The organism is Herbaspirillum sp. VT-16-41, from assembly GCF_001994935.1.
Taxonomy (GTDB): domain Bacteria; phylum Pseudomonadota; class Gammaproteobacteria; order Burkholderiales; family Burkholderiaceae_D; genus Herbaspirillum; species Herbaspirillum frisingense.
Map to the genome: position 1 here is coordinate 95,906 of NZ_MUXB01000108.1, position 25,837 is coordinate 121,742.

The 25,837-nt window shown below is 65.2% G+C and carries 31 protein-coding genes; 27 read left to right on the top strand and 4 right to left on the bottom strand.

What is annotated here, in order from left to right; all coding sequences use genetic code 11:
- The first annotated feature begins 35 nt into the window (after nucleotides 1-35).
- The 11 genes from BTM36_RS14125 (at nucleotide 36) to BTM36_RS14175 (ending at nucleotide 8,486) form a co-directional block, all read left to right on the top strand.
- Nucleotides 36-1,088, top strand: coding sequence for a DUF3034 family protein (locus BTM36_RS14125; RefSeq protein WP_077236787.1), 1,053 nt, complete (start codon nucleotides 36-38; stop codon nucleotides 1,086-1,088).
- 15 nt (nucleotides 1,089-1,103) lie between these two features.
- Nucleotides 1,104-1,544: a group 1 truncated hemoglobin gene (locus BTM36_RS14130; RefSeq protein WP_077236788.1), complete on the top strand. Its 441-nt coding sequence runs from the start codon at nucleotides 1,104-1,106 to the stop codon at nucleotides 1,542-1,544.
- A gap of 140 nt (nucleotides 1,545-1,684) precedes the next feature.
- Nucleotides 1,685-2,056 carry a hypothetical protein gene (locus BTM36_RS14135; protein WP_077236789.1) on the top strand — a complete coding sequence of 124 codons (372 nt, stop codon included), beginning with the start codon at nucleotides 1,685-1,687 and terminating at the stop codon, nucleotides 2,054-2,056.
- A 29-nt stretch (nucleotides 2,057-2,085) separates the two neighbouring features.
- The gene (locus BTM36_RS14140; RefSeq protein WP_077236790.1) at nucleotides 2,086-2,658 is read left to right on the top strand and encodes an RNA polymerase sigma factor; all 573 of its coding nucleotides are present in this window, start codon (nucleotides 2,086-2,088) and stop codon (nucleotides 2,656-2,658) included.
- Nucleotides 2,655-3,518 carry an anti-sigma factor gene (locus tag BTM36_RS14145; RefSeq protein ID WP_077236791.1) on the top strand — a complete coding sequence of 288 codons (864 nt, stop codon included), beginning with the start codon at nucleotides 2,655-2,657 and terminating at the stop codon, nucleotides 3,516-3,518. The genes BTM36_RS14140 and BTM36_RS14145 overlap by 4 nt, the downstream gene beginning before the upstream one ends.
- Nucleotides 3,519-3,712: 194 nt before the next feature.
- A complete protein-coding gene (locus BTM36_RS14150) occupies nucleotides 3,713-3,901 on the top strand; it encodes a hypothetical protein (RefSeq protein WP_006463975.1) in 189 nt (62 codons plus the stop codon).
- A 223-nt stretch (nucleotides 3,902-4,124) separates the two neighbouring features.
- Nucleotides 4,125-4,313, top strand: coding sequence for a YjfB family protein (locus BTM36_RS14155; protein WP_077236792.1), 189 nt, complete (start codon nucleotides 4,125-4,127; stop codon nucleotides 4,311-4,313).
- Nucleotides 4,314-4,580: 267 nt separating this feature from the next.
- Nucleotides 4,581-4,883, top strand: coding sequence for a helix-turn-helix domain-containing protein (locus BTM36_RS14160; protein WP_077236793.1), 303 nt, complete (start codon nucleotides 4,581-4,583; stop codon nucleotides 4,881-4,883).
- The gene (locus BTM36_RS14165) at nucleotides 4,880-6,220 is read left to right on the top strand and encodes a type II toxin-antitoxin system HipA family toxin (protein WP_077236794.1); all 1,341 of its coding nucleotides are present in this window, start codon (nucleotides 4,880-4,882) and stop codon (nucleotides 6,218-6,220) included. Before BTM36_RS14160 ends, BTM36_RS14165 begins: the two co-directional genes overlap by 4 nt.
- Nucleotides 6,217-7,116, top strand: a complete 900-nt coding sequence (locus BTM36_RS14170) for a pseudouridine synthase (protein ID WP_077236795.1) — start codon at nucleotides 6,217-6,219, stop codon at nucleotides 7,114-7,116. Before BTM36_RS14165 ends, BTM36_RS14170 begins: the two co-directional genes overlap by 4 nt.
- A gap of 92 nt (nucleotides 7,117-7,208) precedes the next feature.
- The gene (locus tag BTM36_RS14175) at nucleotides 7,209-8,486 is read left to right on the top strand and encodes a M20/M25/M40 family metallo-hydrolase (RefSeq protein WP_077236796.1); all 1,278 of its coding nucleotides are present in this window, start codon (nucleotides 7,209-7,211) and stop codon (nucleotides 8,484-8,486) included.
- 259 nt (nucleotides 8,487-8,745) lie between these two features.
- Here BTM36_RS14175 and BTM36_RS14180 read toward each other — a convergent pair whose 3' ends face one another.
- A complete protein-coding gene (locus BTM36_RS14180) occupies nucleotides 8,746-9,414 on the bottom strand; it encodes a GntR family transcriptional regulator (RefSeq protein ID WP_077236797.1) in 669 nt (222 codons plus the stop codon).
- A 148-nt stretch (nucleotides 9,415-9,562) separates the two neighbouring features.
- On the opposite strand from BTM36_RS14180, the gene dctP reads away from it, so the two are divergent.
- The 14 genes from dctP to BTM36_RS14250 all read left to right on the top strand — a co-directional run bounded on the left by dctP (nucleotide 9,563) and on the right by BTM36_RS14250 (nucleotide 21,374).
- Nucleotides 9,563-10,585, top strand: coding sequence for a TRAP transporter substrate-binding protein DctP (dctP, locus tag BTM36_RS14185; RefSeq protein WP_077236798.1), 1,023 nt, complete (start codon nucleotides 9,563-9,565; stop codon nucleotides 10,583-10,585).
- Nucleotides 10,582-11,160, top strand: a complete 579-nt coding sequence (locus BTM36_RS14190; protein WP_077236799.1) for a TRAP transporter small permease — start codon at nucleotides 10,582-10,584, stop codon at nucleotides 11,158-11,160. Before dctP ends, BTM36_RS14190 begins: the two co-directional genes overlap by 4 nt.
- Nucleotides 11,157-12,506 carry a TRAP transporter large permease gene (locus BTM36_RS14195; RefSeq protein WP_077236800.1) on the top strand — a complete coding sequence of 450 codons (1,350 nt, stop codon included), beginning with the start codon at nucleotides 11,157-11,159 and terminating at the stop codon, nucleotides 12,504-12,506. The genes BTM36_RS14190 and BTM36_RS14195 overlap by 4 nt, the downstream gene beginning before the upstream one ends.
- Nucleotides 12,507-14,174, top strand: coding sequence for a malonate decarboxylase subunit alpha (gene mdcA / locus BTM36_RS14200; RefSeq protein ID WP_077236801.1), 1,668 nt, complete (start codon nucleotides 12,507-12,509; stop codon nucleotides 14,172-14,174).
- Nucleotides 14,175-14,212: 38 nt separating this feature from the next.
- On the top strand, nucleotides 14,213-14,527 hold the full coding sequence (gene mdcC / locus BTM36_RS14205; RefSeq protein ID WP_006463962.1) for a malonate decarboxylase acyl carrier protein: 315 nt from the start codon (nucleotides 14,213-14,215) through the stop codon (nucleotides 14,525-14,527).
- Nucleotides 14,524-15,429 carry a biotin-independent malonate decarboxylase subunit beta gene (locus BTM36_RS14210; RefSeq protein ID WP_077236802.1) on the top strand — a complete coding sequence of 302 codons (906 nt, stop codon included), beginning with the start codon at nucleotides 14,524-14,526 and terminating at the stop codon, nucleotides 15,427-15,429. The genes mdcC and BTM36_RS14210 overlap by 4 nt, the downstream gene beginning before the upstream one ends.
- A gap of 9 nt (nucleotides 15,430-15,438) precedes the next feature.
- Entirely contained in the window at nucleotides 15,439-16,179 is a 741-nt protein-coding gene (gene mdcE, locus BTM36_RS14215; RefSeq protein ID WP_077236803.1) for a biotin-independent malonate decarboxylase subunit gamma, read from the top strand.
- The gene (mdcG, locus tag BTM36_RS14220) at nucleotides 16,176-16,895 is read left to right on the top strand and encodes a malonate decarboxylase holo-[acyl-carrier-protein] synthase (RefSeq protein ID WP_077236804.1); all 720 of its coding nucleotides are present in this window, start codon (nucleotides 16,176-16,178) and stop codon (nucleotides 16,893-16,895) included. The genes mdcE and mdcG overlap by 4 nt, the downstream gene beginning before the upstream one ends.
- A complete protein-coding gene (mdcB, locus tag BTM36_RS14225; RefSeq protein ID WP_077236805.1) occupies nucleotides 16,883-17,821 on the top strand; it encodes a triphosphoribosyl-dephospho-CoA synthase MdcB in 939 nt (312 codons plus the stop codon). The genes mdcG and mdcB overlap by 13 nt, the downstream gene beginning before the upstream one ends.
- Nucleotides 17,818-18,762, top strand: a complete 945-nt coding sequence (locus BTM36_RS14230; protein WP_077236806.1) for an ACP S-malonyltransferase — start codon at nucleotides 17,818-17,820, stop codon at nucleotides 18,760-18,762. Before mdcB ends, BTM36_RS14230 begins: the two co-directional genes overlap by 4 nt.
- A gap of 244 nt (nucleotides 18,763-19,006) precedes the next feature.
- Entirely contained in the window at nucleotides 19,007-19,255 is a 249-nt protein-coding gene (locus BTM36_RS14235) for a DUF6139 family protein (protein ID WP_006463956.1), read from the top strand.
- A 44-nt stretch (nucleotides 19,256-19,299) separates the two neighbouring features.
- Nucleotides 19,300-19,542, top strand: coding sequence for a hypothetical protein (locus tag BTM36_RS14240; protein WP_006463955.1), 243 nt, complete (start codon nucleotides 19,300-19,302; stop codon nucleotides 19,540-19,542).
- A 205-nt stretch (nucleotides 19,543-19,747) separates the two neighbouring features.
- The gene (locus BTM36_RS14245) at nucleotides 19,748-20,680 is read left to right on the top strand and encodes a 2-hydroxyacid dehydrogenase (protein WP_077236875.1); all 933 of its coding nucleotides are present in this window, start codon (nucleotides 19,748-19,750) and stop codon (nucleotides 20,678-20,680) included.
- A 199-nt stretch (nucleotides 20,681-20,879) separates the two neighbouring features.
- On the top strand, nucleotides 20,880-21,374 hold the full coding sequence (locus BTM36_RS14250; RefSeq protein WP_006463953.1) for an acyl-CoA thioesterase: 495 nt from the start codon (nucleotides 20,880-20,882) through the stop codon (nucleotides 21,372-21,374).
- Nucleotides 21,375-21,468: 94 nt separating this feature from the next.
- Here the strand turns inward: BTM36_RS14250 and BTM36_RS14255 are convergent, their stop codons facing one another.
- The gene (locus BTM36_RS14255) at nucleotides 21,469-22,260 is read right to left on the bottom strand and encodes a 2-keto-4-pentenoate hydratase (RefSeq protein ID WP_077236807.1); all 792 of its coding nucleotides are present in this window, start codon (nucleotides 22,258-22,260) and stop codon (nucleotides 21,469-21,471) included.
- Between the two features lie 48 nt (nucleotides 22,261-22,308).
- Nucleotides 22,309-22,758: a CopD family protein gene (locus BTM36_RS14260; protein ID WP_077236808.1), complete on the bottom strand. Its 450-nt coding sequence runs from the start codon at nucleotides 22,756-22,758 to the stop codon at nucleotides 22,309-22,311.
- Nucleotides 22,759-22,943: 185 nt separating this feature from the next.
- On the opposite strand from BTM36_RS14260, the gene BTM36_RS14265 reads away from it, so the two are divergent.
- Nucleotides 22,944-23,816, top strand: a complete 873-nt coding sequence (locus BTM36_RS14265; protein WP_077236809.1) for an MOSC domain-containing protein — start codon at nucleotides 22,944-22,946, stop codon at nucleotides 23,814-23,816.
- A gap of 101 nt (nucleotides 23,817-23,917) precedes the next feature.
- Complete coding sequence (locus tag BTM36_RS14270; protein ID WP_254427009.1) at nucleotides 23,918-25,066, top strand: branched-chain amino acid ABC transporter substrate-binding protein; 1,149 nt, start codon at nucleotides 23,918-23,920, stop codon at nucleotides 25,064-25,066.
- Nucleotides 25,067-25,173: 107 nt separating this feature from the next.
- On the opposite strand, the gene BTM36_RS14275 is transcribed toward BTM36_RS14270, so the two are convergent.
- The gene (locus BTM36_RS14275) at nucleotides 25,174-25,644 is read right to left on the bottom strand and encodes a hypothetical protein (RefSeq protein WP_077236811.1); all 471 of its coding nucleotides are present in this window, start codon (nucleotides 25,642-25,644) and stop codon (nucleotides 25,174-25,176) included.
- Nucleotides 25,645-25,837: the final 193 nt, after the last annotated feature.

A 25,837-nucleotide genomic window follows, 5' to 3' on the forward strand; every position in this document is an offset into this window, starting at 1 on the left:
TGACGGATCAGACAAGTGGGGCAGGGGGGAGTGGGATGAAGAACACCATCAAGGGCGGCGCTCTGGCGCTGTTGACAACGCTCTCCGCACCTGTGCTGGCGCAGATGAGCGATGCCGAACGCGATGCCTGGGCGCTGGCCCAGCAGCAGAAGGCAGCCCGGGCCATGCGCGCCGGCGCGGCCGCCGCAGCGGCGCCCTCTACGCCCTCCACGCCCTCTACGCCCACGACGACCGGCGAGGCCACTGCGTCCACAGCGCCCGACGATCGCCGCTGGATGCCCGACCTGGGCAAGCTCACCGCCACCGGTGGCGTGATCCAGGTGGAAGGTGCCGGTGGCGGTGGCCTCACGCCCTGGGCCCTGATCACCGGCTACGGGACCCGTGACAGCTATGGTGCCAATGCGCACTACACCTATCTGTCGACCCAGGATTACACCTTGAAGTCCTACGGCGTGGCCGTGGGCATCCTCGACCGTGTCGAACTCTCGCTGAACAAGCAGGAGCTCTATGGCAGCCTGGCGCCGCTGGCCGACCTCAAGATCAGCCAGGACATCGTCGGCATCAAGCTCAAACTGGCGGGTGACGCCGTCTACGACCAGGACCGCTGGATGCCGCAGATTGCCGCCGGGGTCATGTTCAAGCACAACAATGGCATCGGCGGCCTGGGGGCGGTTACCAACGTCAAGCAACTGGGCGCAGCCAGCGATGCCGGCATCGATTATTACCTCGCCGCCACCAAGCTCCTGCTGCAGGAAAGCCTGCTGCTCAACGGCACGCTGCGCCTGACCAAGGCCAACCAGATGGGCCTGCTCGGCTTCGGCGGCGACCAGCGCGATCGCTACCAGGCCATGGGCGAGTTCTCGGCGGCCTACCTGATCAACCGCAAGCTGGCGCTGGGCGTGGAATACCGCATGAAGCCGCGCAACCTCGCAGCCGACCATGAGAAGGATTACTACGATGCCTTCCTGGCCTGGTTCCCCAGCAAGAACCTGTCGATGACCCTGGCCTACGTGGCGCTGGGCGACATCACCGTCTACAACCCCAAGCGGCAGCGCGGCGTCTATCTGTCGCTACAGGCCGGATTCTGAGCGCGAGGAGCAGCCATGATGAGACAGCAGATAGCGCGCGTCGCCGCCGCCCTGGCCCTGGCCGGCACACTGGGCGCGGCCCAGGCGCAGACGCCGCCGGACGACAGCCTCTACCGCGCCCTGGGCGGCTTGCCGGTGCTGCAGAAAGTAGTGGATGACTTCATGGCCAACATGCTGGCCGATCGGCGCATCAAGCATACGTTTGCGGAGTCCAATATCGAGCGCGTCAAGCAAAAGCTGGTGGAACAGTTCTGCCAGTTGAGCGGCGGCGGCTGCATCTACACGGGTGACCCCATGCGCGAAGTGCACCAGGGTCTCAAGCTCAGCAACGCCGACTTCAATGCCCTGGTGGAAGACCTGCAACTGGCCATGGACGCCAACGGCATCTCCTCGCACACCCAGAACCGGCTGCTGGCCCTGCTGGCACCGATGCAACGCGAGACCGTCAGCCGCTGATGGTGCGGCGCGGCACGGCTCAGGTAAAAATATTTTTGCAGGGACGGGAATAATGCAGGGGCCGGCCGCGTATACGTCGGCATGGGTATGGCATAACGCGTAACCCGTAACCTGTAAGCCCACCAAGAAAAGGAAATGACATGAGACTGCTCGCAAGCTCCCTGCTGGCCCTGGCCTGCGCCTCGGCATCCCTGACCGCCTCCGCCCAGAGTGCCGGCGTCAAGACCATGGACGGCATCCTGGTCGATGCCAAGGGCATGACCGTCTATACCTTCGACAAGGACACCGCCAACAGCGGCAAGAGCGTCTGCAATGGCCCTTGCGCCAAGCTGTGGCCGCCGGTGGCGCCCATGGGCATGCCTGCCGCGCCGTATTCCACCGTGACCCGCGACGACGGCAGCGCCCAGCTGGCCTATCAGGGCAAGCCGCTGTACCTGTATGAAGCCGACAAGAAGCCCGGTGAGCGCACCGGCGACAACTTCAAGGACATCTGGCACGTGGTCAAGCCCTGAGCTGAGCCGCCAGGCATCGGGAGCGCCCCATGTTCGGACGCAAGGCCAGGCTGGAACGGCAACAGCGCGAACGACAGGCCGACGAGCAAGCCATGCTCGCCTGCCTGCCGCGCCTGCGCCGCTACGCCCGGGCCCTGACCGGTGAACGCGAGGGCGCCGACGATCTGGTGCAGGACACGCTGGAACGTGCCTGGCAAAAGCGCGATAGCTGGAAGCGCGGCACCGACATGCGTCCCTGGCTGTTCGCCATCATGCATAACCTGCACGCCGACCAGCGCCGCAAGCCGGTGCTCAATACAGTGGAACTGGAACTGGAGCAGGCGGAGACCATCGCGGCCCCCGCACCGGCTACCGACCAGGGGCTGGCGCTGGACCTGGAAGCGGCCCTGCAGGCGCTGCCGGCCGAACAGCGTGAAGTCCTGTTGCTGGTGGTGCTGGAAGAAATGCGCTACGAGGATGTCGCAGTGACCCTGGGCATACCGACCGGTACCGTCATGTCGCGCCTGTCACGCGCCCGCGAGCGCCTGCGCCACGCCATGGACGGAGCGGGTGGCCTGGGTGGTCTGGGTAGCGCCGGTTCGACCCTGAAGGTGGTGAAATGAAGACCCCGGCAATTTCCGAAGAAGAGCTGCATGCCTATGCCGACGGCCAGTTGCCGGCATCGCGTGCCGGTGAAATCGCCGCCTGGCTGGAGCAGGACCCCGCGCACGCCGTGGAGTTGCAGCAGGTGCGCGCCTGGCGCGCCCAGAATCGCGCCTTGCATGCGCACTACGACCCGGTGCTGGAAGAAGCACTCCCCCCCCGCCTGGCTGCTGCGGTGCTGGCAGGCGGCGAAGAATATCGCCGCCGTGATCAGGGCGCAGCCGCCAATAGCGCGCTCTGGTGGCGCTACGCCGCCATGCTGCTGTTGACCCTGGCCGGTGGCCTGGGCGGCTGGTACCTGCGCGACCTGAGTGCCGGTGGCAATGCGCGCACTCTCGTGGCCTCCGCACCGGTGATGCTGGCACGCCAGGCTGCAGTGGCTCATACCGTCTTCAGCGCCGACCTGCGGCGCCCGGTGGAAGTTGGCGCCGACCAGGAGCAGGCCCTGGTGACCTGGCTGTCGCGCCGGCTGGGCGCCAATGTGCGCGCCCCCAAGCTGGCCCCGCTGGGCTATGACCTGATCGGCGGTCGCCTGCTGCCCGGCCAGAGCGGACCGGTGGCACAGTTCATGTACCAGGATGCAGCCGGTCAGCGGCTCACCCTGTATGTCTCGCACGACCAGGTGCAGAACCACGAGACGGGCTTCCGTTTCGCCCAGGAAGGCCGCGTCAACGTCTTCTACTGGATCGACGGCCAGTTCGGCTACGCCCTCTCCGGCAGTCTCGCCCGCCCGGAACTCTCGCGCATCGCCAGTTCGGTTTACGAACAACTTGCGCCCGTAGTGGCCACTCCCGCCCCGGCCCCGGCTGCGCCCAACTGAATGACTCCGCTACCCGGTTTACAAGTGCAAAAGCGGGTAAGGAAGGGGTAATCACCGTCAAGGGACGCTGCCCGGCTGCCGCTAACACATTCACCCATGACGTAAAGCCTGTACCGCCGTGCAGGGGGGAATCTGGAAACACGGACGGGCAGGCCGCGTCATGGCCCCGTTGCAGTTCACACAAGGAGTTTCATATGGAGCTAGCAACGCTCGCCAGCGGCGCAGCAACGGCCTGGCTGGCCGACAAGGCGGCGCAGTCCGTCGGCATTGATCTGGGCAAGGTCGCCAAGACGGCGGTGGATGATGTGATCGGTGCAGCCACGACCGTGGCGCGCTTACCGGCCAATATCAATATCGGCCGCATCATCAATACCATCGTCTAGGCAGACAGGGCGCGCAGGATGGCGCTCAGTGAATGGCAGCACTTGATCGCACCCTTCGGGGTGCGATTTTTTTTGCAGCGAGGATGCGTTTCACATCGGCATAGCAGGGATGACAACATCTCGAAAAATTTCTTGATTGACGTAAAGAAACGCGATTCAATGCCGTAATTGAAGCACCGGGCCGGGGATTTTCTGGTTCGGTTTCCCCCAAAAGGAGAGATCCATGGATATCAACCAAATCGCATCGGTCGCCACCAACCTGGCCTCGGCGCAGACTTCGGACTCAGTCAACATGCTGGTCCTGAAGAAGGCGCTGGATAGCCAGGCCGCTGCGGCTGTCGGTATGCTTCAGGCATTGCCGCAGTTGCCGGCCAATCCCAATATTGGCCGCAACGTCAATACGACCGCCTGAGTGCTTGCACAGACTTTTAAAATCGCAGTCTCCGGACTGCGATTTTTTTTGCCTGCTTGCCGGATGCTTCACTTGAGGTAGCGCTGCGCTGCGCCTTCCAAGCTGCAAGCCCGTTCGGAGTGGTCAGCCCGGAAGGGAACTTCATATCATCAAAAAATAACAATAAATTGGGTAATTACTAAAAAGTCCAATTAAATAGACTTGCCAATCACAGCATGACCAATATAATGGGCTTCAAGAGGAAAGCCCATTTCATTGGATCAAAAGATGACCAACCTGCAAGACATCGGCCAGCGCATCCGCACCGCCCGCAAGGAGCAGGGGCTGACGGCCATTGAACTGGCGGCGCGTACCGGCATGCATCGCAACACCTTGCTGGCGCTGGAAACCGGGCGCGGCAACATCGAGCTGGTCAAGTTGCTGGCCCTGTGCGACGAACTGGACCTGGACCTGTTGCTCCTGCCCCGTCAGGCGGCCAGCCAGCGGGCGGCCGAGAGCCAGGGGGCAGGCAGCCAGACCGAACTGGGCCAGCGCCTGCAGGCGCTCATGGGCAGGGGAGGCGAGGCATGAGCATGTTGCGTTCGCTGCGCATCCGCCTGGGCCAGACTGAGGTGGGCTCGCTGTTCGCGCTGGATGACGGTCGCTGCTATTTCCGCTTCGACGATGGCTACGCCCTGCTGGGACCGCGGCGGCCGGTACTCTCCCAGCTCTACCTGGCCTCCACCGAGGAACGTACCCTGGCTCAGTTGCTCGACCCCACCCTGGCCGTGAATCGGGGCGACGGACGCGGCGGATTGCCGCCGTTCTTCCAGAACCTCTTGCCCGAAGGCCAGTTGCGCAAGCACCTGATCCAGCGCGCCGGTCTGGCGCCGGACGACGAATTCGGCCTGCTGGCCTATTGCGGTCGGGACTTGCCCGGCGACGTCTCGGCCCTGGCCGAAGAACTGGACGAGAGGGGAATGGGCCGGCTCTTGGGGCAGGGGCATGACAGCTACGAAATGAGCTCCGGCCAGTTGCCGGTGCCGGGCGGGGAATCGCTCTCCGGCGTGCAGCCCAAGCTGGCCCTGGTGAAGGAGGCGGGCGGGCGCTATGTGATGCGCTCCAAAGACAGCCACGGCAGCCATTTCATCGCCAAGCTCCCGGCCACCGACTATCCCAACATGCCGCAGGTGGAATTCTCGTCCCTGACGCTGGCCGCCGCTGCGGGCGTGAATACGTGCAGTTTCAGCCTGGAGCCCCTGTCGGCCATCGCCGATCACCTGCCCTTCGGGCTGCGCAACGATGCCAGCCGTTTCCTGCTGGTACAGCGCTTCGACCGCGATGCGCCCACTCCCACCGGGCGTCTGCACATGGAGGATTTCGCCCAGATTACCGGCACCGCGCCGGGCGCCAAGTACGTCGGGACCTATGCCGCACTCGGTGTGGTGCTGGCCGAGCGCAGCACGCGCGGTGTCGAGGATGTCTACGAGTTGCTGCGACGGATCAAGGTCAACGAACTGCTGGGCAATTTCGACGCCCACCTGAAGAATTTCAGCCTGCTCTACCACACGCCGCAGGCGGCCTCCCTGTCGCCGGCCTATGACATCGTGGCCTATGCCGCCTATGTCGGCGGCGATGGCCATGCACTGGCCTTCCTGCCGGGGCAGAAGGGCAAGCAATTGCTCACCCCCGCCATCCTGCGCCAGCTGGCCAACCTGTGGCGCCTGCCGGAAGCCAGGTTGCAGGCGGTGCTGGTGGAGACGGTGGACCGCGCCATGACGCACTGGCCAGCCCTGATCGACAGCCTGCCCTTGGCCGAGGCCCAGCGCGCCAGGTTGCTGGCCCATCTGGAGGCCAATGCCAGCGTCGTCGCCTGGCGGCGTCGCGCCGCCCGCAAGAAGAGCGCGTCCGGCGCGGAGGGCGCATGAGGCCTACCCCGACCCTGCCCATGCGCAACGGCCTCTCGCCCAGCTACCTGTGGCTGCAGCCAGGGCCGTGGCGCGACATGCTGTCCTTCCTGGCCGAACGCTTTCCGGCCGTGCCGGCCGCGCTCTGGCGTGAGCGGCTGTTACGCGGCGAGGTGCGCAACCAGCACGGCGAAACGCTGCGTCCGGAGTCAGCCTATCGCAGCGGCGACTGCATTTTCTATTACCGCGAACTGCCGCAGGGCGAGCCGCGTATCCCGGTCGAGGAAAAGATCCTGCACCTCGACGAGCACCTGCTGGTGGCCGACAAGCCGCATTTCCTGCCGGTGATCCCGACCGGGCGCTTCGTGCAGGAGACGCTGCTGGTGCGGCTCAAGCAAGCCACCGGTCTGCAGGACCTGGTCCCCATCCACCGGCTGGACCGGGAGACCGCAGGCGTGATCGTCTTTTCGCACCAGCCGGCCAGCCGGGGCAAGTACCAGTCGATGTTCCAGCAACGCGCCATGTTCAAGGTCTACGAAGCCATTGCCCCCTTGCGGGCTGACCTGGAGCTGCCGCGCGTGCATCGCAGCCGGGTGGAGGAAATCCCGGAGCAGTTCTTCAAGATGCATGAAGCCGAGGGCCCGCCCAATTCGGAAACCCATATTTCCCTGATCGAGCAGCGCGGGGAGCTGGGCCTTTACCGGCTGGAACCGGTCACCGGCCGGCGCCATCAGTTGCGGGTACACATGGCCTCGCTGGGCATCCCCATCGTCAACGACCTGTTCTACCCGCACGCGGTGCCGGTGGGCGTGGCCGATGACCTCGACCGCCCCCTGAAGCTGCTGGCCCGCTCCCTTTTCTTCATCGATCCACTCGATGGCAGTGAACGCCACTTCACCAGCGAACGCAGTCTGTGAATCGGCGTCACCCACAACCAGCCACACCCACAACCAGCCTCACCAACAGGGATGATCACAATCCCGCCCATCCACCCAAGGAGAACCCCCGCATGAAAGCTTTCACCCAACTGCGTTGCACGGCCCTGGTCGCCGCCCTCTGCCTGCCCGTGCTGGTACAGGCCGCTCCCGTGGAGCCGGTCTACGGCATGGCCCGCCAGGAACAGGCCGGCCTGCTGGACACTCTGCGCGAACTGGTGAGCATCGAATCCGGCAGCAAGGACCTGGAAGGCCTGGCGCAACTGGCTGGCCTGATCAAGCAGAAGCTGGAGGCGCTGGGCGGCAAGGTGCAGTTGCTGGACGCGCCCGAGGTCTATCGCATGGACGATACGCCCGAGAAGCTGGGCCAGATCGTCCATGCCGAATTCAAGGGCAACGGCAAGCGCAAGATCATGCTGATCGCCCACATGGATACGGTCTACCTGCGCGGCATGCTCAAGGACCAGCCCTTCCGCGTCGATGGCAACAAGGCCTACGGCCTGGGCATTGCCGATGACAAGCAGGGCATCGCCACCATCCTGCATACGGTGGCCATCCTGCAGAAGGCCGGTTTCAAGGACTACGACACCCTGACCGTGCTGATCAACGGTGACGAGGAAATCAGTTCGCCCGGCGGACGCTCCCTGCATACCCGGCTGGGCGCGGAGCAGGACGTGGTGTTGTCGTACGAGGGCGGCGGTGCCGACGGCCAGTTGCGCCTGGCCACCAGCGGTATCGGCGCGGCCTACCTGGAGGTGAAGGGCAAGTCCTCGCACGCCGGTGCAGCGCCTGAGAAGGGTGTCAACGCCTTATATGAACTTTCGCACCAGCTGCTGCAGTTGAATCAGCTTTCCCAGCCCGAGCGTGGCCTGAAACTGAACTGGACCGTCGCCCAGGCCGGTAGCAACCGCAACGTGATCCCGGCCCAGGCCAGCGCCCAGGCCGATGCGCGGGCGCTGAAGGTGAGCGACTTCGAGCAGTTGCAGCAGGCCCTGGCCGAAGGGGTGAAAAAGCAGTTGATTCCGGAAGCCAAGGTGAGCGTCAAGTTCGAACTGCGTCGCCCGCCGCTGGAAGCCACGCCGGCGTCGCGTCAGCAGGCCAATTACGCCCGCACCATCTACCAGGAAATCGACATGCCGCTGAAGGTGGCGGAGGTGGCCACCGGTGGCGGCACCGACGCGGCATTCGCCGCCTTGAAGAGCAAGGGCGCGGTGATCGAGGGCATGGGTTTGAGCGGCTTTGGCGCCCACTCCAATGATGCCGAATACGTGCTGCTCGATACCATCGTGCCGCGCCTGTACCTGTCGTCCAGACTCATCATGGATATTGCACAGGACAAGGTGAAGAAGTGAAGTAAAGTGCTTGCCAGGCTGAAACCGTTCGGACTGAGTAGGCCCTCTAGGGCCGTATCGAAGCCTGTCCTGAGCCTGTCGAAGGGGCGCTGCTCAGCTTGTGGCGCGCCTTCGATACGCGGCTACGCCGCTACTCAGGACGAACGGTCAGGGGTGGCGCGACCAAAGTCTGAGCAAACTTTCGGGCTCGTAACAAGCTTAACTGAACGGCATTACGCCCACGGGCGCCGTTTGTCATCTCAGGAAAGCAGGAAAGCAGTCAGGCCGCCGACTTCAGCTGGTGCAGCGACGCCACCAGATCGGCAAAGCGTTGTCCCTGGATCATGATGTGGTGGCGCAGGACCTCCACCGTCTTCTCGGCATCGCCGGCGATGATGGCATCGACCGCGGCCTGGTGTTCGTCAAAGGACATCTTCAGGCGATCCCGCACCCGTAGCTGCAGGCGCCGATAGGGCCGCAGGCGGCGGTGCAGGGCGCGCGCCTGGTCGGCCAGAAAGCCGTTGTGGCTGCCGGCGTAGATGTGGTCGTGGAAGGCCTCGTTGAGGTAGAAGTAGGCGTCCGGATCGCTGGCGTCGCGGGCAGCCTGGCAGGCCTGGTGCGCCGCCAGCAGCTCGACGTGCTCGGCCGGCGTCATCCGGCGCGCCGCCAGGCGGCCGCACATGGCCTCGAATTCGGCCATCACCTCGAACATCTCGATCAATTGCTGCGGGCCGATCTCGGCCACGATGGCGCCCCGGCGCGGACGCATCTCGACGATGCCCATCGAGGCCAGCTGGATCAGCGCCTCGCGGATGGGCGTGCGCGAGACCCCGAATTCCTCGGCCAGCGAGGTTTCATCGAGATGCTGGCCAGGTGCCAGCTTGCCCACGGCAATCATCTCTTCTATCGATTCGCGCAGGGTTTCGGAGCGGGTCTTTGGGGTGTCCATGATCAAGTTGCCTTTAAAGCAAGCATTGTAAAGGGAATGCGATCCACAGGATTAATGCTTGACAATGTATGCGTTTGAAACGAAATTGTATACACGATGAGAGCATAAAAACACACGTAGTTCCATCAATCCTGGAGGAGACACCCGCATGAGCGCATTCACCCGCCGCCAATTCCTTGGCGCACTCGCCGCCGCACCGCTTGCCAGCACCATCCCGTCCGCCTGGGCGCAATCGGCCAGCCTGAAGGTTTCACACCAGTTTCCCGGTGGCACCATCACCGAGGGCGATTTCCGCGATCGTCTGGTGCGCATGTTTGCCCAGCAGGTCAGCGAGCGCACCAAGGGCGCGCTGAAGTTCGAAATCTATCCCGGTTCGTCGCTGATGAAGACCAACGCGCAGTTCTCGGCCATGCGCAAGGGCGCGCTGGACATGTCGCTGGTGCCGCTGAACTATGCCGGTGGCGAAGTCCCGGAAACCAATATCGGCCTGATGCCCGGCCTGGTGACCTCCTATCAGCAGGGGGCCTCCTGGAAGAATGCCGAAGTCGGCAAGGAGCTGGCCCGGGTGCTGGGCGAGAAGGGCGTGGTCATCGTCAGCTGGATCTGGCAGGCCGGGGGCGTGGCCTCGCGCGGCAAGCCCATCGTCGATCCGGCCGATGCCAAGGGCATGAAGGTGCGCGGCGGCTCCCGCGAGATGGACCTGATCCTGAAGGAAGCCGGTGCGGCCGTGGTCACGCTGCCTTCAAACGAAATCTATGCCGCCATGCAGACCGGGGCCATGGATGCGGCGATGACCTCGTCGACGTCCTTCATGTCGTTCCGCCTGGAAGAGGTCGCCAAGGCCCTCACCACCGGCCGTGACAAAGCCTACTGGTACATGTTCGAACCGCTGATGATGTCCAAGGCCGTCTTCGACAAGCTGCCCAAGGACCAGCAGGCGGTCATCATGACCGTGGGTGCGGAGATGGAACAGTTCGCCACCAAGGCCGCGCAGGCTGACGATATCGCCGTGGCCCAGGTGTACCAGAAGGCGGGGGCCAAGGTGGTCGATCTGAATGCCGAGGTCGTCAAGAAGTGGCAGGACATCGCCCGCAATACCGCCTGGAAGGACTTCGCCGGCCGTAATGCCAGCTGCGCCAAGCTGCTGGCCCTGGCGGAGAAGACCGTATGAGCCACGGTTTCGAGATGCCCGGCGCGGCTGCCGCGCGCCCGGCCGTCCCCGCCAGCGCCCCGGTGGCCTGGCTGGCGGCCTTCCTGCGGGGCTACCACCGGGCGGCGGTGTTCCTGGGCATGATTGCGCTGCTGGTGACGTCCTGCATCCTCACCTATTCGGTGGTGGTGCGCTATTTCTTCCATCAGCCCACCGACTGGCAGGACGAGGCCTCGGTGTTCATGCTGGTGGGGGTGATCTTCCTGTGCTCGGCCTATGTGCAGTCGCTGCGCGGGCATATCGGCATCGAGGCCCTGGCCGGCATGCTCTCGCCGCTGGCCAACAAGGTGCGCATGTTCATCGTCGACCTGGTGTCGCTGGCCTTCTGCGCCTTCTTCACCTGGAAGTCGTGGGCGCTGTTCCATGAAGCCTGGGTGGAAGGGCAGACCACCTCGTCCACCTTCGCTCCGCCGCTGTGGATTCCGTATTCGCTCATGGCACTGGGCATGAGCATGCTGACCCTGCAACTGCTGGTGCAGGTGCTGGTGCGCATTACCGGTACCGTTCCCGCCCCGCAGGCCGGAGGTGCGCAATGAGTCCGCTGACCCTGGGTGTGCTCTATGGCGTGGTCACCATCCTGGTGATGTGTTCGGGCATGCCGATCGCTTTCGCGCTGGGCGTGGTGGCGACCGGTTTCATGTATTTCTTCATGCCGGCATCCTCGCTCGATACCATCACGCAGAACGTCTATGAGGAAATCGCTTCCATCACCTTGCTCTCCATTCCGCTGTTCATCCTGAAGGGGGCGGCCATCGGCAAATCCCCGGCGGGCAAGGACCTGTATTCGGCCATCCATGCGTGGCTGAACAAGGTGCCGGGCGGCCTGGGCATCGCCAACGTCTTCGCCTGCGCGCTGTTTGCGGCCATGGCCGGTTCCTCGCCGGCGACCTGCTCGGCGATCGGCTCGGCCGGTATCCCGGAGATGCGTCGCCGTGGTTATTCGCCCGGGTTTGCGGCCGGCATCATTGCTGCCGGCGGTACGCTGGGCATCCTGCTGCCGCCCTCGATCACCATGATCCTGTACGCAGTGGCGGCCGAGCAGTCGCTGGGACGGCTGTTCCTGGCCGGTATCGGCCCGGGCGTGCTGCTGGTGTTCCTGTTTGCCGGTTATGCCGTCTATCGGGCGCGCAAGGAGTACAAGCTGGCCCATGCGGTCTACAGCGCCGGTGGTGCCAAGTCGGCCTACCTGGATGACGAGCATTTCACGCTGGCGCAGAAGGTGGAGATGCTGCCCCGCGTGCTGCCTTTCCTGATCCTGCTGATCGGTGTGATGGTGGCGCTCTATGGCGGCCTGGCCACGCCCTCCGAAACCGCGGGCCTGGGTGCGCTGCTGGCGCTGGTGCTGATCGCCATCGTCTATCGCATCTACAAGCCGCGCGAGATTGCACCCTTCCTCAGTTCCACCATCAAGGAATCGGGCATGCTGTTGTTGATCATCGGCATGTCGTTGCTGTATTCCTACGTGATGAGCTACCTGCACATCAGCCAGTCGGCGGCGCAGTGGGTAGTGGACCTGCACCTGTCCAAGTGGTTGTTGCTGGCGGTGATCCTGGGGATGGTGATCGTGCTGGGCTTCTTCCTGCCGCCGGTGTCGATCATCCTGATGACCGCCCCCATCATCCTGCCGCCGCTGAAGGCCGCCGGCTTCGACCTGATCTGGTTCGGCATCGTCATGACGGTGGTCATGGAGATGGGCCTGATCCACCCGCCGGTGGGGCTGAACCTGTTCGTGATCAAGAACATCGCACCCGACATCGCCTTGGGCGATGTGATCAAGGGTACGATTCCTTTCCTGGCGCTGATGTTCCTTGCGGTCCTGCTCTTGTGCATGTTCCCGGGCATCGCGACCTTATTGCCTGATCTGTTGATGGGAGCCAAGTAAATGAGTAGTAGCGAACGCGTGTGGAATGCGCGCCAGAAGAACCGTGAACAGCGGCTGGCACGCGCCACCGCCGCATTGGGAAACCAGTTGCAGGGCAAGATCGCCCCTGCGGAAAAACTGGCCGACCTGCTGTATGCGGTGCTGGAAAACGGTGACCGTGTCTGTGTCGAGGGCAACAACCAGAAGCAGGCGGATTTCCTCGCCAAGGGTCTGGCTGCACTCGACCCGGCACGGGTGAACGGCTTGCACATGCTGTTCTCGGTGCTGGCCTTGCCGGAACATCTGGACGTGTTCGAACGGGGCATCGCCGACCGCCTGGACTTTTCCTTCTCCGGCCCGCAGGCCGGCCGCCTGGCCAAGCTGGCCTCGGCCGGCAAGCTCAACATCGGCGCCATCCATACCTACCTGGAACTGTTCGGCCGCTATTTCACCGACCTCACGCCGCGCGTGGCGCTGGTGGCCGCGCAGGCGGCCGACCGCCACGGCAATCTCTACACCGGCCCCAATACCGAAGACACGCCGGCGATCGCCGAGGCCACGGCCTTCTCCAGCGGCATCGTCATCGCCCAGGTCAACGAGATCGTCGATGTGCTGCCCCGCGTGGATATCCCGGCCGACTGGGTCGGCTTTGCCATCCAGGCGCCTACGCCGCATTACATCGAACCACTGTTCACCCGCGACCCGGCGCAGATTTCCGAGATCCAGATCCTGATGGCGATGATGGCCATCAAGGGCATCTATGCCGAATACGGCGTGCAGCGCCTGAACCACGGCATCGGCTTCGATACCGCTGCCATCGAACTGATCCTGCCGACCTATGCCGAATCGCTGGGCCTGCGCGGCAAGATCTGCAAGCATTGGGCGCTGAACCCGCACCCGGCGCTGATCCCCGCCATCGAAGCCGGGTTTGTGGAATCGATCCATTCCTTCGGTTCCGAACTGGGGATGGAAGACTACATCCGCGCCCGGCCCGATGTGTTCTTCGTCGGCCCCGATGGCTCCATGCGCAGCAACCGTGCTTTTTCTCAGACGGCCGGGCATTACGGCTGCGACATGTTCATCGGCTCCACCCTGCAGATCGACTTGCAGGGCAATTCCTCGACGGCCACCCTGGGGCGTATCGCCGGCTTCGGCGGCGCACCCAACATGGGGGCCGATGCGCGCGGCCGGCGCCACGCCAGCGAGGCCTGGCTCAAGGCCGGCCAGCAGGCCCGCGCCGGGCGCAATACCATCCCGCGTGGCCAGAAACTGGTGGTGCAGACGGTGGAAACCTTCCGCGAACACATGCAGCCGGCCTTCGTCGAAAAACTCGATGCCTGGCAACTGGGCGAGCAGGCCAGGATGCCCATCCCGCCGGTGATGATCTACGGTGACGACGTCACCCACATCCTCACCGAAGAGGGCATCGCCAACCTGCTCCTGTGCCGCACCGACGAAGAGCGCGAACAGGCCATCCGTGGCGTGGCCGGCTATACCGCCGTGGGCATGGGACGCGACAAGCGGATGGTGGAAAACCTGCGCGACCGAGGCATCATCCGGCGCGCCGAAGACCTGGGCGTGGACAAGCGCCTGGCCACCCGCGACCTGCTGGCCGCCAAGAACATGAAAGACCTGGTGCGCGCCTCCGGCGGACTGTACAACCCGCCCAAGCGCTTCCGGAACTGGTAAGCAAAGACAAGTCACTGGCAAGCAATCGGAACAAGACGATGGAAACTCTGAATTTTCGCTTTGAACAAGGGCGCCGCCGCCTGAAGGCTGCGCCCGAACTGGTGGGCGTGGTCAGCTCCGGCAACCTCGAAGTGCTGATCGAGAATGTCGATCTCAAGGGCGCCTGCGCGATCGAGATCAAGACCGCTGCCCGTGGTTTCGGCGCCATCTGGGAGGCGGTGGTGGGCGACTTCCAGCAGCGCTGGCAACTGGCCGATGCCCGCATCTCCATCAACGACATGGGCGCCACGCCTGCCGTGGTCAGCCTGCGCCTGGACCAGGCGGTGGAAGCCATGGTCGAGGAGGGCGCATGAGCGCGAGCTATCTGGAAGCCACGGCCCGGGAACGCATCCTGGGCTTGCTCGATGCCGGCAGTTTCAATGAACTGTTGCCGCCCGCGCAGCGGGTGGTGAGCCCGCATCTGGGGCAACTGGATGCACCGGTGTCCTTCGATGATGGCGTCATCATCGGCGAAGGCCTGCTGGGCGGACGCCCGGTGATGGCCGCCGCGCAGGAAGGCGGCTTCATGGGCGGGGCGGTGGGCGAGGTGCACGGCGCCAAGCTGGTCGGCCTGATCAAGCGCGCCATCCGCAAGCAGGTGGCCGGCGTGGTCCTGTTGCTGGAGACCGGTGGCGTGCGCCTGCACGAAGCCAATGCCGGCCTGATCGCCGTCTCCGAGGTGATGCGCGCCGTGCTGGAAGCCCGCGCCGCCGGCATCCCCGTGATCGTGCTGGTGGGGGGTGCCAATGGCTGCTTCGGTGGCATGGGCATCGTCGCCCGCTGCGCCAACACGGTCATCATGTCCGAGGAGGGAAGGCTGGCCATGTCCGGGCCGGAAGTGATTGAGACTGCCAATGGCGTGGAGGAGTTCGACTCGCGCGATCGCGCCCTGGTCTGGCGCACCACCGGCGGCAAGCATCGCTACCTGATCGGCGATTGTCAGCAACTGGTGAGCGATGACACCGACGCCTTCCGCCAGGCCGCCATGGATGCCCTGACTGCGCTGGCCCAGTCCGGCGCGCCCGAGCTGACATTGGCCGCCCTGGAAGCCGAACAGGAAATGCTGCGCCGTCGCATCGCCACCTTCGGCCACGCCGAAGACCCGATGGATATCTGGGCCGAGCTGGGCGTGGAACGCCCTGAGACAGTGCCGATGCTGGAAGCGGCCGCCTTCACCGCCATGGCCCAGGGCCTGCGCATTCCCTTCAAAGCCTGAGAGAGAGCCATGAGTCAAACACCCACTCCGAGCCAGGTCGACTGGCGCACGCTGGCACAGACCCTGTTCCCGCAGGGCCAGCAGATCAGCGAGAAGGACCACTTCCTCTCCGGCACCGCCCAGGTCGACGGTCGCACCGTCACCGTGGTCGGCACCACCGCTCACACGCCCATCGGCATCGAGATCGCACTGGCCCAGGCCAGCGTCATCCTGCAGACGGTGCGCGAGCATCCCGGTCGGCCCATCGTGATCCTGGTCGATACCCAGGGCCAGCGTCTGCGTCACCGCGACGAAATGCTGGGCATCAACAGCTACATGGCGCATCTGGGCAAGTGCGTGGAACTGGCGCGCCGCCAGGGCCACCGCGTGATCGGGCTGGTCTATGACCAGGCCCTGTCGGGCGGCTTCATCACCAGCGGCCTGATCGCCGACGCCTGCTATGCGCTGCCCGATGCCACCATCCGCGTCATGGGCCTGCCGGCCATGGCGCGCATCACCAAGGTCCCGGAAGAGCGCCTGACCGAACTGGCCAGGAGCAACCCGGTGTTTGCCCCCGGACCGGAAAACTATCTGCGCATGGGCGGCGTGGCCGAGATCTGGCACGACGACCTGGCCCAGGCCCTGAGCGCGGCGCTGACGACCGATGACAGCGCCGACAACCGTGCCGCCGTGGGGTTGGAGCGGGGCGGACGCAAGTGGGCGCAGCGCGTCATCCAGGCCGTGGCCAATGATGTGCCGCTGAACGGATGAGTCCGTCGCAACCTCCCGGGCGGCACCATCTGCTCTGGTTGCACGACGCCGCCTGGCAGCGCCTGCAGCAAGACAGCGTGGACGAACGCCAGCGCGCCAGCCTGGCGCACTGGCAGCGCATGCACTGGCCGGTGGTGGTGCGCCGCACTGATGTCGATGCGCGCGCCGATGAGCTCTGCGTCGGTATCGCGCTGCCGCCGGATGCGCAGGGCAACAAGCCCCGCATCGCGCTGCGCGTGGCGCCGCAGGAAGTGGCGGCCAGTCGCGCCCCGTTCCTGCTGCGCGATATCGTGGCGGCCCGCCTGGGCGGTCTGCCCTCGTCCTGGCCGGCGGGGCTGGCCGAATTACAGCAACACATGGAGCGCGCCGGCATCGCCCTTTCCGTGTTCGGTTCGCTAGCCTGGCAGGCGGTGACGGCCGAGCCCTACCTGCGCGCCAGTTCCGATATCGACCTGCTGTTCTGCCCGCGCAGCCGCAGCCAGCTGGAGGGTGGTGTGCGCCTGCTGGCCTGGCAGGCGATGTTCCTGCCGCTGGATGGCGAGATCGTCTTTCCCGATGGCGCTGCGGTGTCGTGGAAGGAGTGGCGGCAGGTGGCGGTACTGGGCGCGGGAGAGCTGGGCCAGGTGCTGGTCAAGCGTGCCAACCGCGTCGCGCTGGAGCGGGTCGGCACCCTGATGGTCGCTCTGCCGCAGGAGGAGCAGCCATGCGCCGCCTGATGGCACATCCGGCCACCCTGGATGCGGCCGTCCATCATCTGCAAAAGCGCCGGACCGAGCGCGACAACCTGGCCTTCTGCCGCGTGCTGGCACGGCTGGCAGTGCGCAGCCTGTATCACGAGCTGGTGCTCTATCCCAAGCCCGGCCTGGTTTCGCGGGTGGACAATGGCAGCCACACCGACATGAATGCGCTGACCTTCCTGCGCAGCCTGTTCTCGTTGCGTCATTACTTTTACCAGATCGCCGTTGCCGGCCTGGAGGCCGCGCCTTTCCACCGCCTGCAGACGCTGGCCATCAGCGCCGAGCAACGCATGCTGCGCGCCACGGGCGGCATCAACACGCATCGCGGTGCCATTTTCGCGCTAGGCATGCTGTGCGCGGCCACGGCCTGCTGTCGGGCAAGGAGGATGCCGTTGCAGCCGCAAGTCATTCGAGCCACCCTGCTGATCCAGTGGGGCGATGCGCTGGCGCGCCATAGTATCGCCGGCGCGAGCGAGCAGCCTCACTCGCCGTCCAGCCATGGCCAGCAGGTCGCCGCACAGTATGCGGTGGGCGGTGCGCGGGAAGAGGGGGCGCTGGGTTTTCCGGCGGTCTTCGAGGTGGCCTTGCCGCAGTTGCAGGCCACGTTGGCGCAGGGGCGCGACTGGACCTGCGCCAGCATCGATGCCCTGTTCGCCCTGATGGCCCAGCTCAGCGATACCAACGTCTATCACCGTGGCGGTGCGGCCGGCGCGGCGCTGGTGCGTGCGCGCAGCGCCGCTTTCCTGGCAGCCGGCGGGTCGGCCCGGGCGGGATGGCAGCAGCAAGCGCTGGATTGTCACCGCGCCTTCGTGGCGCAGCGCCTGTCACCGGGCGGTGCGGCCGATCTGCTGGCGGCGGCCTGTCTGTTGCATCAGGTCGGTCTGCTGGACGGTGAGCGCGGATGAGCATGCGGCTGGCCATTCTCTGTCCGGGGCAGGGCGCGCAGCATGCCGCCATGTTCGATCTGCTGAATGAGGATGCGCAGGCCGCGCTATTCCTGGCCCAATGTGATCTCGCCGGCCTGTTGCAGGCGCCGCTGCAACAGGTACTGGCGGACCCGGCCCAGCTCTACGCCAACCGCAATGCCCAGCCCCTGATCGTCGCCGCCCAGCTGGCGGCCTGGCAAGCCTTGCGCGAACCGCTGGCGGCATTGGCCGGGCCTCCGGCGGTGGTGGCCGGCTACAGCGTGGGCGAGCTATCGGCCCAGGCGATTGCCGGCGTGATCCCGGCCTCGGCCACGGTCGTGCTGGCGGCACAGCGGGCCGCGTGCATGACGCAGGCTGCCAGCGCACAACCGGCGCAGGGCCTGATGGCAGTGGGCGGTATTGCGCTGGCTTCGGCGCAGAGCACGCTGGAACGGCATGGCGCGCACGTGGCCATCATTACCGGCGACGATACGCTCATTGCCGGGGGGAGCGACACGGCGCTGCAGACAGCCGCTGTCGAGCTCGCCGCAATGGGAGCACGCAGCTCGGCCCTGCCGGTCGGGCTGGCCTCGCATACGCCGTTGATGCAGGCAGCGGTGGCGCCGCTGGCAGCAAGTCTGGCCGCCATGGTCAGGCAGGCCCCTGAATTCACCTTGCTGGCCGGCGTCACCGGGCAGGCTGTCGCCGATGCCCGACAGGCACAGGGCCTGCTGCTGCGTCAGCTGACCGAGCCCATCCAGTGGGCGGCATGCATGGACGCCTGCGTCGAACGTGGCGTCACCGTGGCCCTGGAACTGGGGCCGGGTGCAGCGCTTTCGCGCATGCTGCGCGAGCGTCATCCGCAACTGCAGTGCCGCTCCCTGGCTGATTTCCGCAGCCTTGCGGGTGCGCTGGCGTGGTTGCGGCGCCAGCTCGACTGAGCGGGCAGGGGCGCGATTTCTTCCTGGCATCGTCACAGGGGCGGTGCTATCTTGAATAAATCACGATGCAGCACCTCTGCAGGGCGGTCCGGCCTGTGGGATCAGGCTGACAGCGCAACACGCTTTATGGCCATTGCATTCCCATTCGTCGAACCAATGTGCTGCCGTCCAGTCGCACCAAGCAGGCGCACCCGGTAACCCACCGTGCAGCGCCCTCGTTCAACCCGACCAGGAGGCCCCCCCGATGAAAGTCGATGTCTACAAGCGCCCGGACGGCGAAGGTCTGTTTTCCTACCTCGTCTTGCCGCACGAAAAAGCCCTACCGGAAGAAGTCACCAATACCGATTGGCAGATCCACGAGCAGAACGTGGACTTTGAACGCGACGGCAAGCGGCATTTCACCCTGGAGGCGGAGGACGCCTTCATGCAGATCGGCGAAAAGGGCTATGCCATCACCCATCTGGACCAGCGTGCCGGCGACGGTGCGGCCTGAGGGCCGGACAGAAGCGGACACAAGCGGACAAGAGGAGACACATCATGCCAACCGAACAAGTGGGCGACTATGAAGTCGAGTACGCCGGTGTACGCGTGATCGGCGGTGACGAATGGGTGGCGCAGGTCGCCATCTTCGGCCATTCCATCAACCCCATGCACCGTAATCCGGTGTTTCCGGTCCAGCGCGTGCTGCCAGACCAGACATTCGCCGACGAGAAAGCGGCCGAGCAGGGCGCGCGCCAGGTAGCGCACGAGATGCTGGAAAAAGAACAGGCGCGGCATTGAGCAGGTCGCACTGAGCAAGACCACGCGCCGGCCCTGCGCCGTCGCAACCCCGACAGGCCCGGGCGCCGCATGGCGCGTCGGGCCTGTTTGCGCTGGTGGCATGGAATTCGCATGAAGGCGGTTTGACCTCTGCCGGACTGATTGCGCAATTCGCAATAGAATGGCGGGCACTGCATTTTCCTTCATCCGCATCGCCAGGCCTTTCATGAAACCGCCCTTACTCGTCCTGATCCATCTTTCCGAAGAAAGCACCGCCACCATCGCGGCCCACTACGACATCCTCTACGCGCCAGACCGCCAGCGCCGTGACGAGATGATTGCAGGCCCGGCCCGCAAGGTTGCCGTGGTGCTCACCAATGGCACCACCGGCCTGACCGCCGATGAAATGCGCGCCTTGCCGCACCTGCAACTGGTCTGCGCACTGGGCGCCGGGGTGGAGAACATCGACGCCGCCCACGCTCAGGCCCATGGCATCGAGATTGCCTCCGGAGCCGGTACCAACGAGGATTGCGTGGCCGATCACGCCATGGGGCTGCTGCTGGCCATCGTGCGCAACATCCCGGTACTGGACCGCTACACCCGCGACGGTGGCTGGCGCGAAACCATCCCGCTGCAGCCGCAACTGGCCGGCAAGCGTGTGGGCATCGTCGGCATGGGCAATATCGGCAAGAAGATCGCCCGCCGCGCCGCTGCCTTCGACGCCGACATCGCCTACTGCAACCGCAAGAAGCGCGATGATGTCGACTACCACTACTTCCCCGATGTCGCCCAACTGGCAGGCTGGGCCGACTGCCTGATCGTGGCCGCCCCAGGCGGCGCCCAGACCCGGCACCTGATCAATGCGCGGGTGCTGGAAGAGCTCGGCCCCCGCGGTTACCTGGTCAATATCGGTCGCGGCAGCGTGGTCGATACCGAAGCCCTGGCCGCGGCACTGGCCGCCGGCCGCGTGGCCGGTGCCGGCCTGGACGTCTACGAAGGCGAACCGAAACCGCCGGCAGCCCTGATCGGCCTGCCCAATGTGGTATTGACGCCGCACGTGGCCGGCTGGTCGCCGGAGGCCATCAGCGCCTCGGTACGCCAGTTCCTGCGCAATTGCGAGGAGCATTTCGCCGCAGCCGAGCCGGTGGTGCGGGCCTGAACGGGAGCGGCCCTGACCGTGGACGCGAGTTTTTTTGCCATGGCAGGGCTGGCTGGCCGATAATGTCGGCCGCAGTCGGCTTTCCTCCACGAAAGCCGGCCGTGCCGGTCGCCTGTGCACTCGGGGGAGTGCCCGTAGCGGGACGCCGCGCCATCCCATGATCAACCCATCGCCACCACTACAGAGAGAGCCTCGCACCATGGATCTGCCATCTCACCAACTCACCATGACGGTCCTGATGACCCCGGACATGGCCAATTTCGCCGGCAACGTGCACGGGGGAACCATCCTCAAGCTGCTCGACCAGGTTGCCTATGCCTGCGGCAGCCGCTACGCCGGCCAGTATGTGGTGACGCTGTCGGTGGACCAGGTGATGTTCCGCCAGCCCATCCACGTGGGCGAGCTGGTGACCTTCCTGGCCAGCGTCAACCACACTGGCAAGTCCTCCATGGAAATCGGCATCAAGGTGGTGGCCGAGAATATCCGCACCCAGGAAACCCGCCACGTCAACAGCTGCTTCTTTACGATGGTGGCGGTGGACGACCAGCGCAAGCCGATCCCGGTGCCGCCGCTGCGCCCGTTCTCGCAGGAGGAAAAGCGCCGCTTCGATGCCGCCGTGATCCGCAAGTCGCTGCGCCAGGAGCTGGCGCGCCGCTATGAGGAAGTCAAGCCGGGCGTCGAGAAGGCCAACTAAGCCGGTTAAGCCAATTAAGCCAGCTTGATGCCGTGCCGCAATGAAAAAAGGGATGAGCCCGGGCTCATCCCTTTTGCATTGCTCATCCCCGGATTCAGTCCAGATGCACCAGCACCGTACCCAGCACGCCCAGTTCGGCGTGCACCGTCTGGCCGGCCCGCACCGCCATGGGGACGATGGTGGAACCGCTGGCCACCACGTGACCGGCACCCAGCGTCAGGCCATGCGCGCGCAGCTCATTGGCCAGCCAGGTGAGCGCAATGCGTGGATCGCCCAGCACCTGGGCGCCGTTGCCACTGCTTTGCTGCCCGCCACCTTCGACGGTGGCCGAGGTGGCCAGGGCGGCCAGGTCCAGGGTGCGCCAGTCCACATCGGCCGGTGCGCCCAGCACGAAATGGTCGGCGCAACTGTTGTCGGCGATCAGTTGCGCGGCGCCGACCTGGCGGAAGTGTTCGTAGCGGGTGTCGGGGATTTCGATGGCAGGGTGGATGGAGCCCACCGCATCCAGCACTTCCTCCTGCGTATAGGGCGTGACGCGCGGCGGCAGGCTCGTGCGCATACGGAAGGCTACTTCCACTTCCAGCACGCTCATCAGGTTGTCGCCCAGGGTGATGCGCGCCCCGCTGCGATGCAGGCGCTCTGCCAGCAGGCGGCCCGCCAGCGGTGCGTCGACCTGGAGCAGTTGCTGGCCGCCCGGCCCGGTGGCGCCGATCTTCCAGCCGGCCAGCGGCGCGAAGCTGCGGGCTTCCAGGCGGCGCTGGATATCGTAGGCTTCCTGGCGATCAACCGGTTGCAGTTCGGTCGGCAGGTGCGGGATGCGGCGGTTGTGCGCCCAGCAGTCCCACAGCAGATCAGCGGCTTGCTGGCGTTGCGATTCGTTCAGCACGGGCGTCTCCCTCTTTTTGGATAGTGATCTTGCGCGGACCCCGCCGCGTCAGGCAGCCAGCGGCCCCAGTGCACCGATGGCGATGGTCAGCAGGCCCAGGCACAGGTTGATGCCCACCAGCATGCGGATCTGGCGCAGCGCGCGCGAGGCGCGGTCCCAGTCCTGCTGTGCGGACGACAGTTTCAGGCGGCGGAAGGGGGCGAAGAAGATATGCGCGAAGATCAGCATCATCACCGCGCCGATGCCGCTCATGGCATGGACATACGGCGGCAAGTGAGCGCCACCCATCACCGCCATCATGTGCAGCCCACTGCCCAGCACCAGCGCGATGGCCACCCATACCCAGATGAAGAAGCCGCCCAGCACCGCCGACATCAGCGTCAGTCGCTGCTCCGGGTGCAGCACCGCCAGCGCGGGTCGCAGCGCCATGTGGGCGAAGAACATGCCGCCGACCCAGATGGTCAGTCCCAGCAGATGGAAGAATTTGGCAACCAGCATGGCACTCCCGTGAGGAAAAGCTTCGTGAACAGGCGTGCATTGTCGCATGAGCGAGGGTGAAGTGTTGCTCCCGCCACAAGCCAATGCCGAGCTTGTGGTAATGTCTTGCCGAAACTTCATCTGCATTCTTTATCTGCATTCTTTATCGGCGCCTGCCAGACGCCGCTCCCTGGGCCAGTATCGCCATGTCGACATCCAGCGCCATCAGCACCCTCAGCGCCATCCGCTTCTATCCCGTCAAATCCTGCGGTGGCCTGTCGGTCACGCGTGCCGATATCGGCGCCCTGGGCCTGGCCCTGGACCGCCACTGGATGCTGGTGGACCGCCAGGGCCGTTTTCTGACCCAGCGCAACCATCCGCGCATGGCCTGCATCACGCCGGCCTTCGAGGGCGATGCGCTGGTGCTGCGTGCCCCCGGCATGCCGCCCTTGCGGCTGGCCGCTGCCGGCGAGGATGGGGCCACCCTGGCGGTGCAGGTCTGGAACAGCCATCTGGATGCCCTGGATCAGGGCGAGCCGGCCCGTCACTGGTGCTCCCATTACCTCGGCGAGGAGGTGCGCCTGGTGCGCTTCGACCCGGCCGTCACGCGCGCCTGCAGCCAGCGCTGGACCGGCGCGCACCAGGCCACGACGCAGTTCTCGGACGGCTATCCGCTGCTGGTGATCGGTCAGGCCTCGCTGGACGACCTCAATGCCAGGCTGGCCGCCAAGGGGGCGCCAAGCCTGCCGATGGACCGTTTCCGGCCGAACCTGGTGATCAGCGGGCTGGAGCCTTACGAGGAAGATTTCATCGATACCCTGCGCTTTGGCGAGGGCGAGCAGGCGGTGCAACTGAAGCTGGTCAAGCCCTGCGCCCGTTGCCCGATCCCCGGCATCGACCAGCACACCGGCCTGCGCGACGCGCAATGGCCCGACGAGCCGCTGGACACGCTGGCGGCCTACCGCGCCAATCCCCGCGTGGACGGCGGCCTCACCTTCGGCCAGAACGCCATCGTCATCGGTGGCATTGGCGGCAGCATCCAAGTCGGGCAGGCCTGCCACTGGGAGTTCAATTTCTGAGGTGGCGCGAAACCTGCTAGCGATGGCGGCAGGCAAGGCACAAGCAAAACACACGCAAGACATACGCAAAACACACGCAAGCAACAAGGATGAACAAGGTAATGCGTAGAACAATTCTGCTCTCCGCCGTCCTTCTGGGCGCCGGATGGGCGATGCAATCCGGTGCGGCAGCAGCTACCCCGCGCACCGTGCTGATCGGCCTGGCGGCGCCCATGTCGGGCCCCTCCGGCAGTACCGGGATAAGTCTGGAGCGGGCCGCGCAGCTGGCGGTGGAAGACATCAACAACGGCAAGCCCGTCATCGGTGGCGAGCCGGTGCTGTTCAAGCTGCTGCCGCAGGACGACCGCGCCGATCCACGGACCGGCGAGCTGGTGGCCCAGTATTTCGTCAAGACCGGGGTAGCGGCGGTGGTGGGGCACTGGAACAGCGGCGTGGGCATACCGGCCTCGCGCATCTATGCCGCTGCCGGGATTGCCCATGTGGCGCCCGCCGTGACCGCGCCCGACTATACCCGCCAGGGCTACGCCTCGGCCTTTCGCATCGTGCCGCATGATGGCGACGGCGCACGCCACACGGCCCAGTACGTCATGCACGACCTGAAGGCGCGCAGCATCGCCGTCATCGATGACAGCACGCTCTTTGGCGCCACCTATGCCCAGGAATTCGTCAACGCCGTGACCGCCCAGCAGGGGCGGGTGGCGGGCCGCTATCAGGTCAGCAGCAAGACCTCGGACTTCAACAGCATCCTGCGCAGCATCCGCGCCAGCGACCCCGACGTGGTCTTCTTCGCCGGCCTGGATGCGCAGGCTGCGCAACTGGTGCAGGACCTGCGCCGGCTGCAGATACGCGCGCGCCTGGTGGGCATCGGTGGCCTGGTGGGGCCGACCTTCCTGCGCCTGGCCGGCGTGGCCGGTGAGGAGACCAGCGTGGTGGAACCTGGCCTGCCGTCCTACAAAGGGCCGCAATGGAGCCATTTCGAAAGCGCCTGGAAAGCCCGCTACAAGGATGACATCTATCTCTACGCACCCTTCGCCTACGATGCCGTGCGGGTGATCGCCGCCGCCATGCGCGAGGCCGATTCGCTCGCGCCGGCCAAGGTCACGGCCGAACTGCACCGCATTCGCTACCGGGGCATCACCGGCCAGATCGCCTTCGATGCAGAGGGCAACCTGCGGGACCCGGTGTTTACGCTGTATCAGGTCCATCAGGGCCGCTGGCGGGTGATCCGCAGCATGGGGGACAGGAATTAGCCGGCTCGCCTGACACCAAAAAACAATGCCGCCCGATCGAGACCGGGCGGCATTGTTTTTGCGGGAACCGCTGGGCAAGCCGGCAGGGCAGACTTGCCCGGGAGGATTTACTTCTTGGGGCGGCCGACCTTCAGCGGGGTCAGGCTGCTGAGGATGTCCTTCAGTTCGGCGATCTTGAGGTTCTTGATCAGGGACACGCCGATGCGCAGCAGGTCGCTCTTCTTGATCTCCACGCCAGCCTTCAGGCAGGACTTCTTGACCTGGGCCAGGACCGCGTATTCGTTCTCGGGCATGGTGAAGCTGTCACGCACCTGCTTGACCTTCTTGGGCTTGGCGACCTTCTCTACCTTCTCGATCTTTTCGGCCTTCTCCACCTTCACCGGCTTGACGACCTTCTCTGCCTTCTTTTCAGTCTTCACCGCTTCCGGGGCCGGATTGGCTACAGCGGCTGCCTTGGGAGCGGGACGCGCAGCCGGGCGCACTGCGGGCTTCTTGACTGGGGGCTTGGGGGCTGCCGCCTTGGCGACAGGTTTCTTCTTTTCGGTCGATGCTGCTGCGGCTTGAACTCGGGTGGCCATGAACGCTCCTGTGATAAATTGATATAAACAATATATATTTTTTGCGCCTTTGCCGCAATCGCTCCAGGCTCCTGGCAACGATTTCATGCTGCATTATCAGCCTGCAAACGTTTACAAGTGGTGTGCGGAGGCCACAGCATACGCTGCCTGGCCGGGGATGCCGCAATTCATGTCGTTGCTGGCGAAATGAATG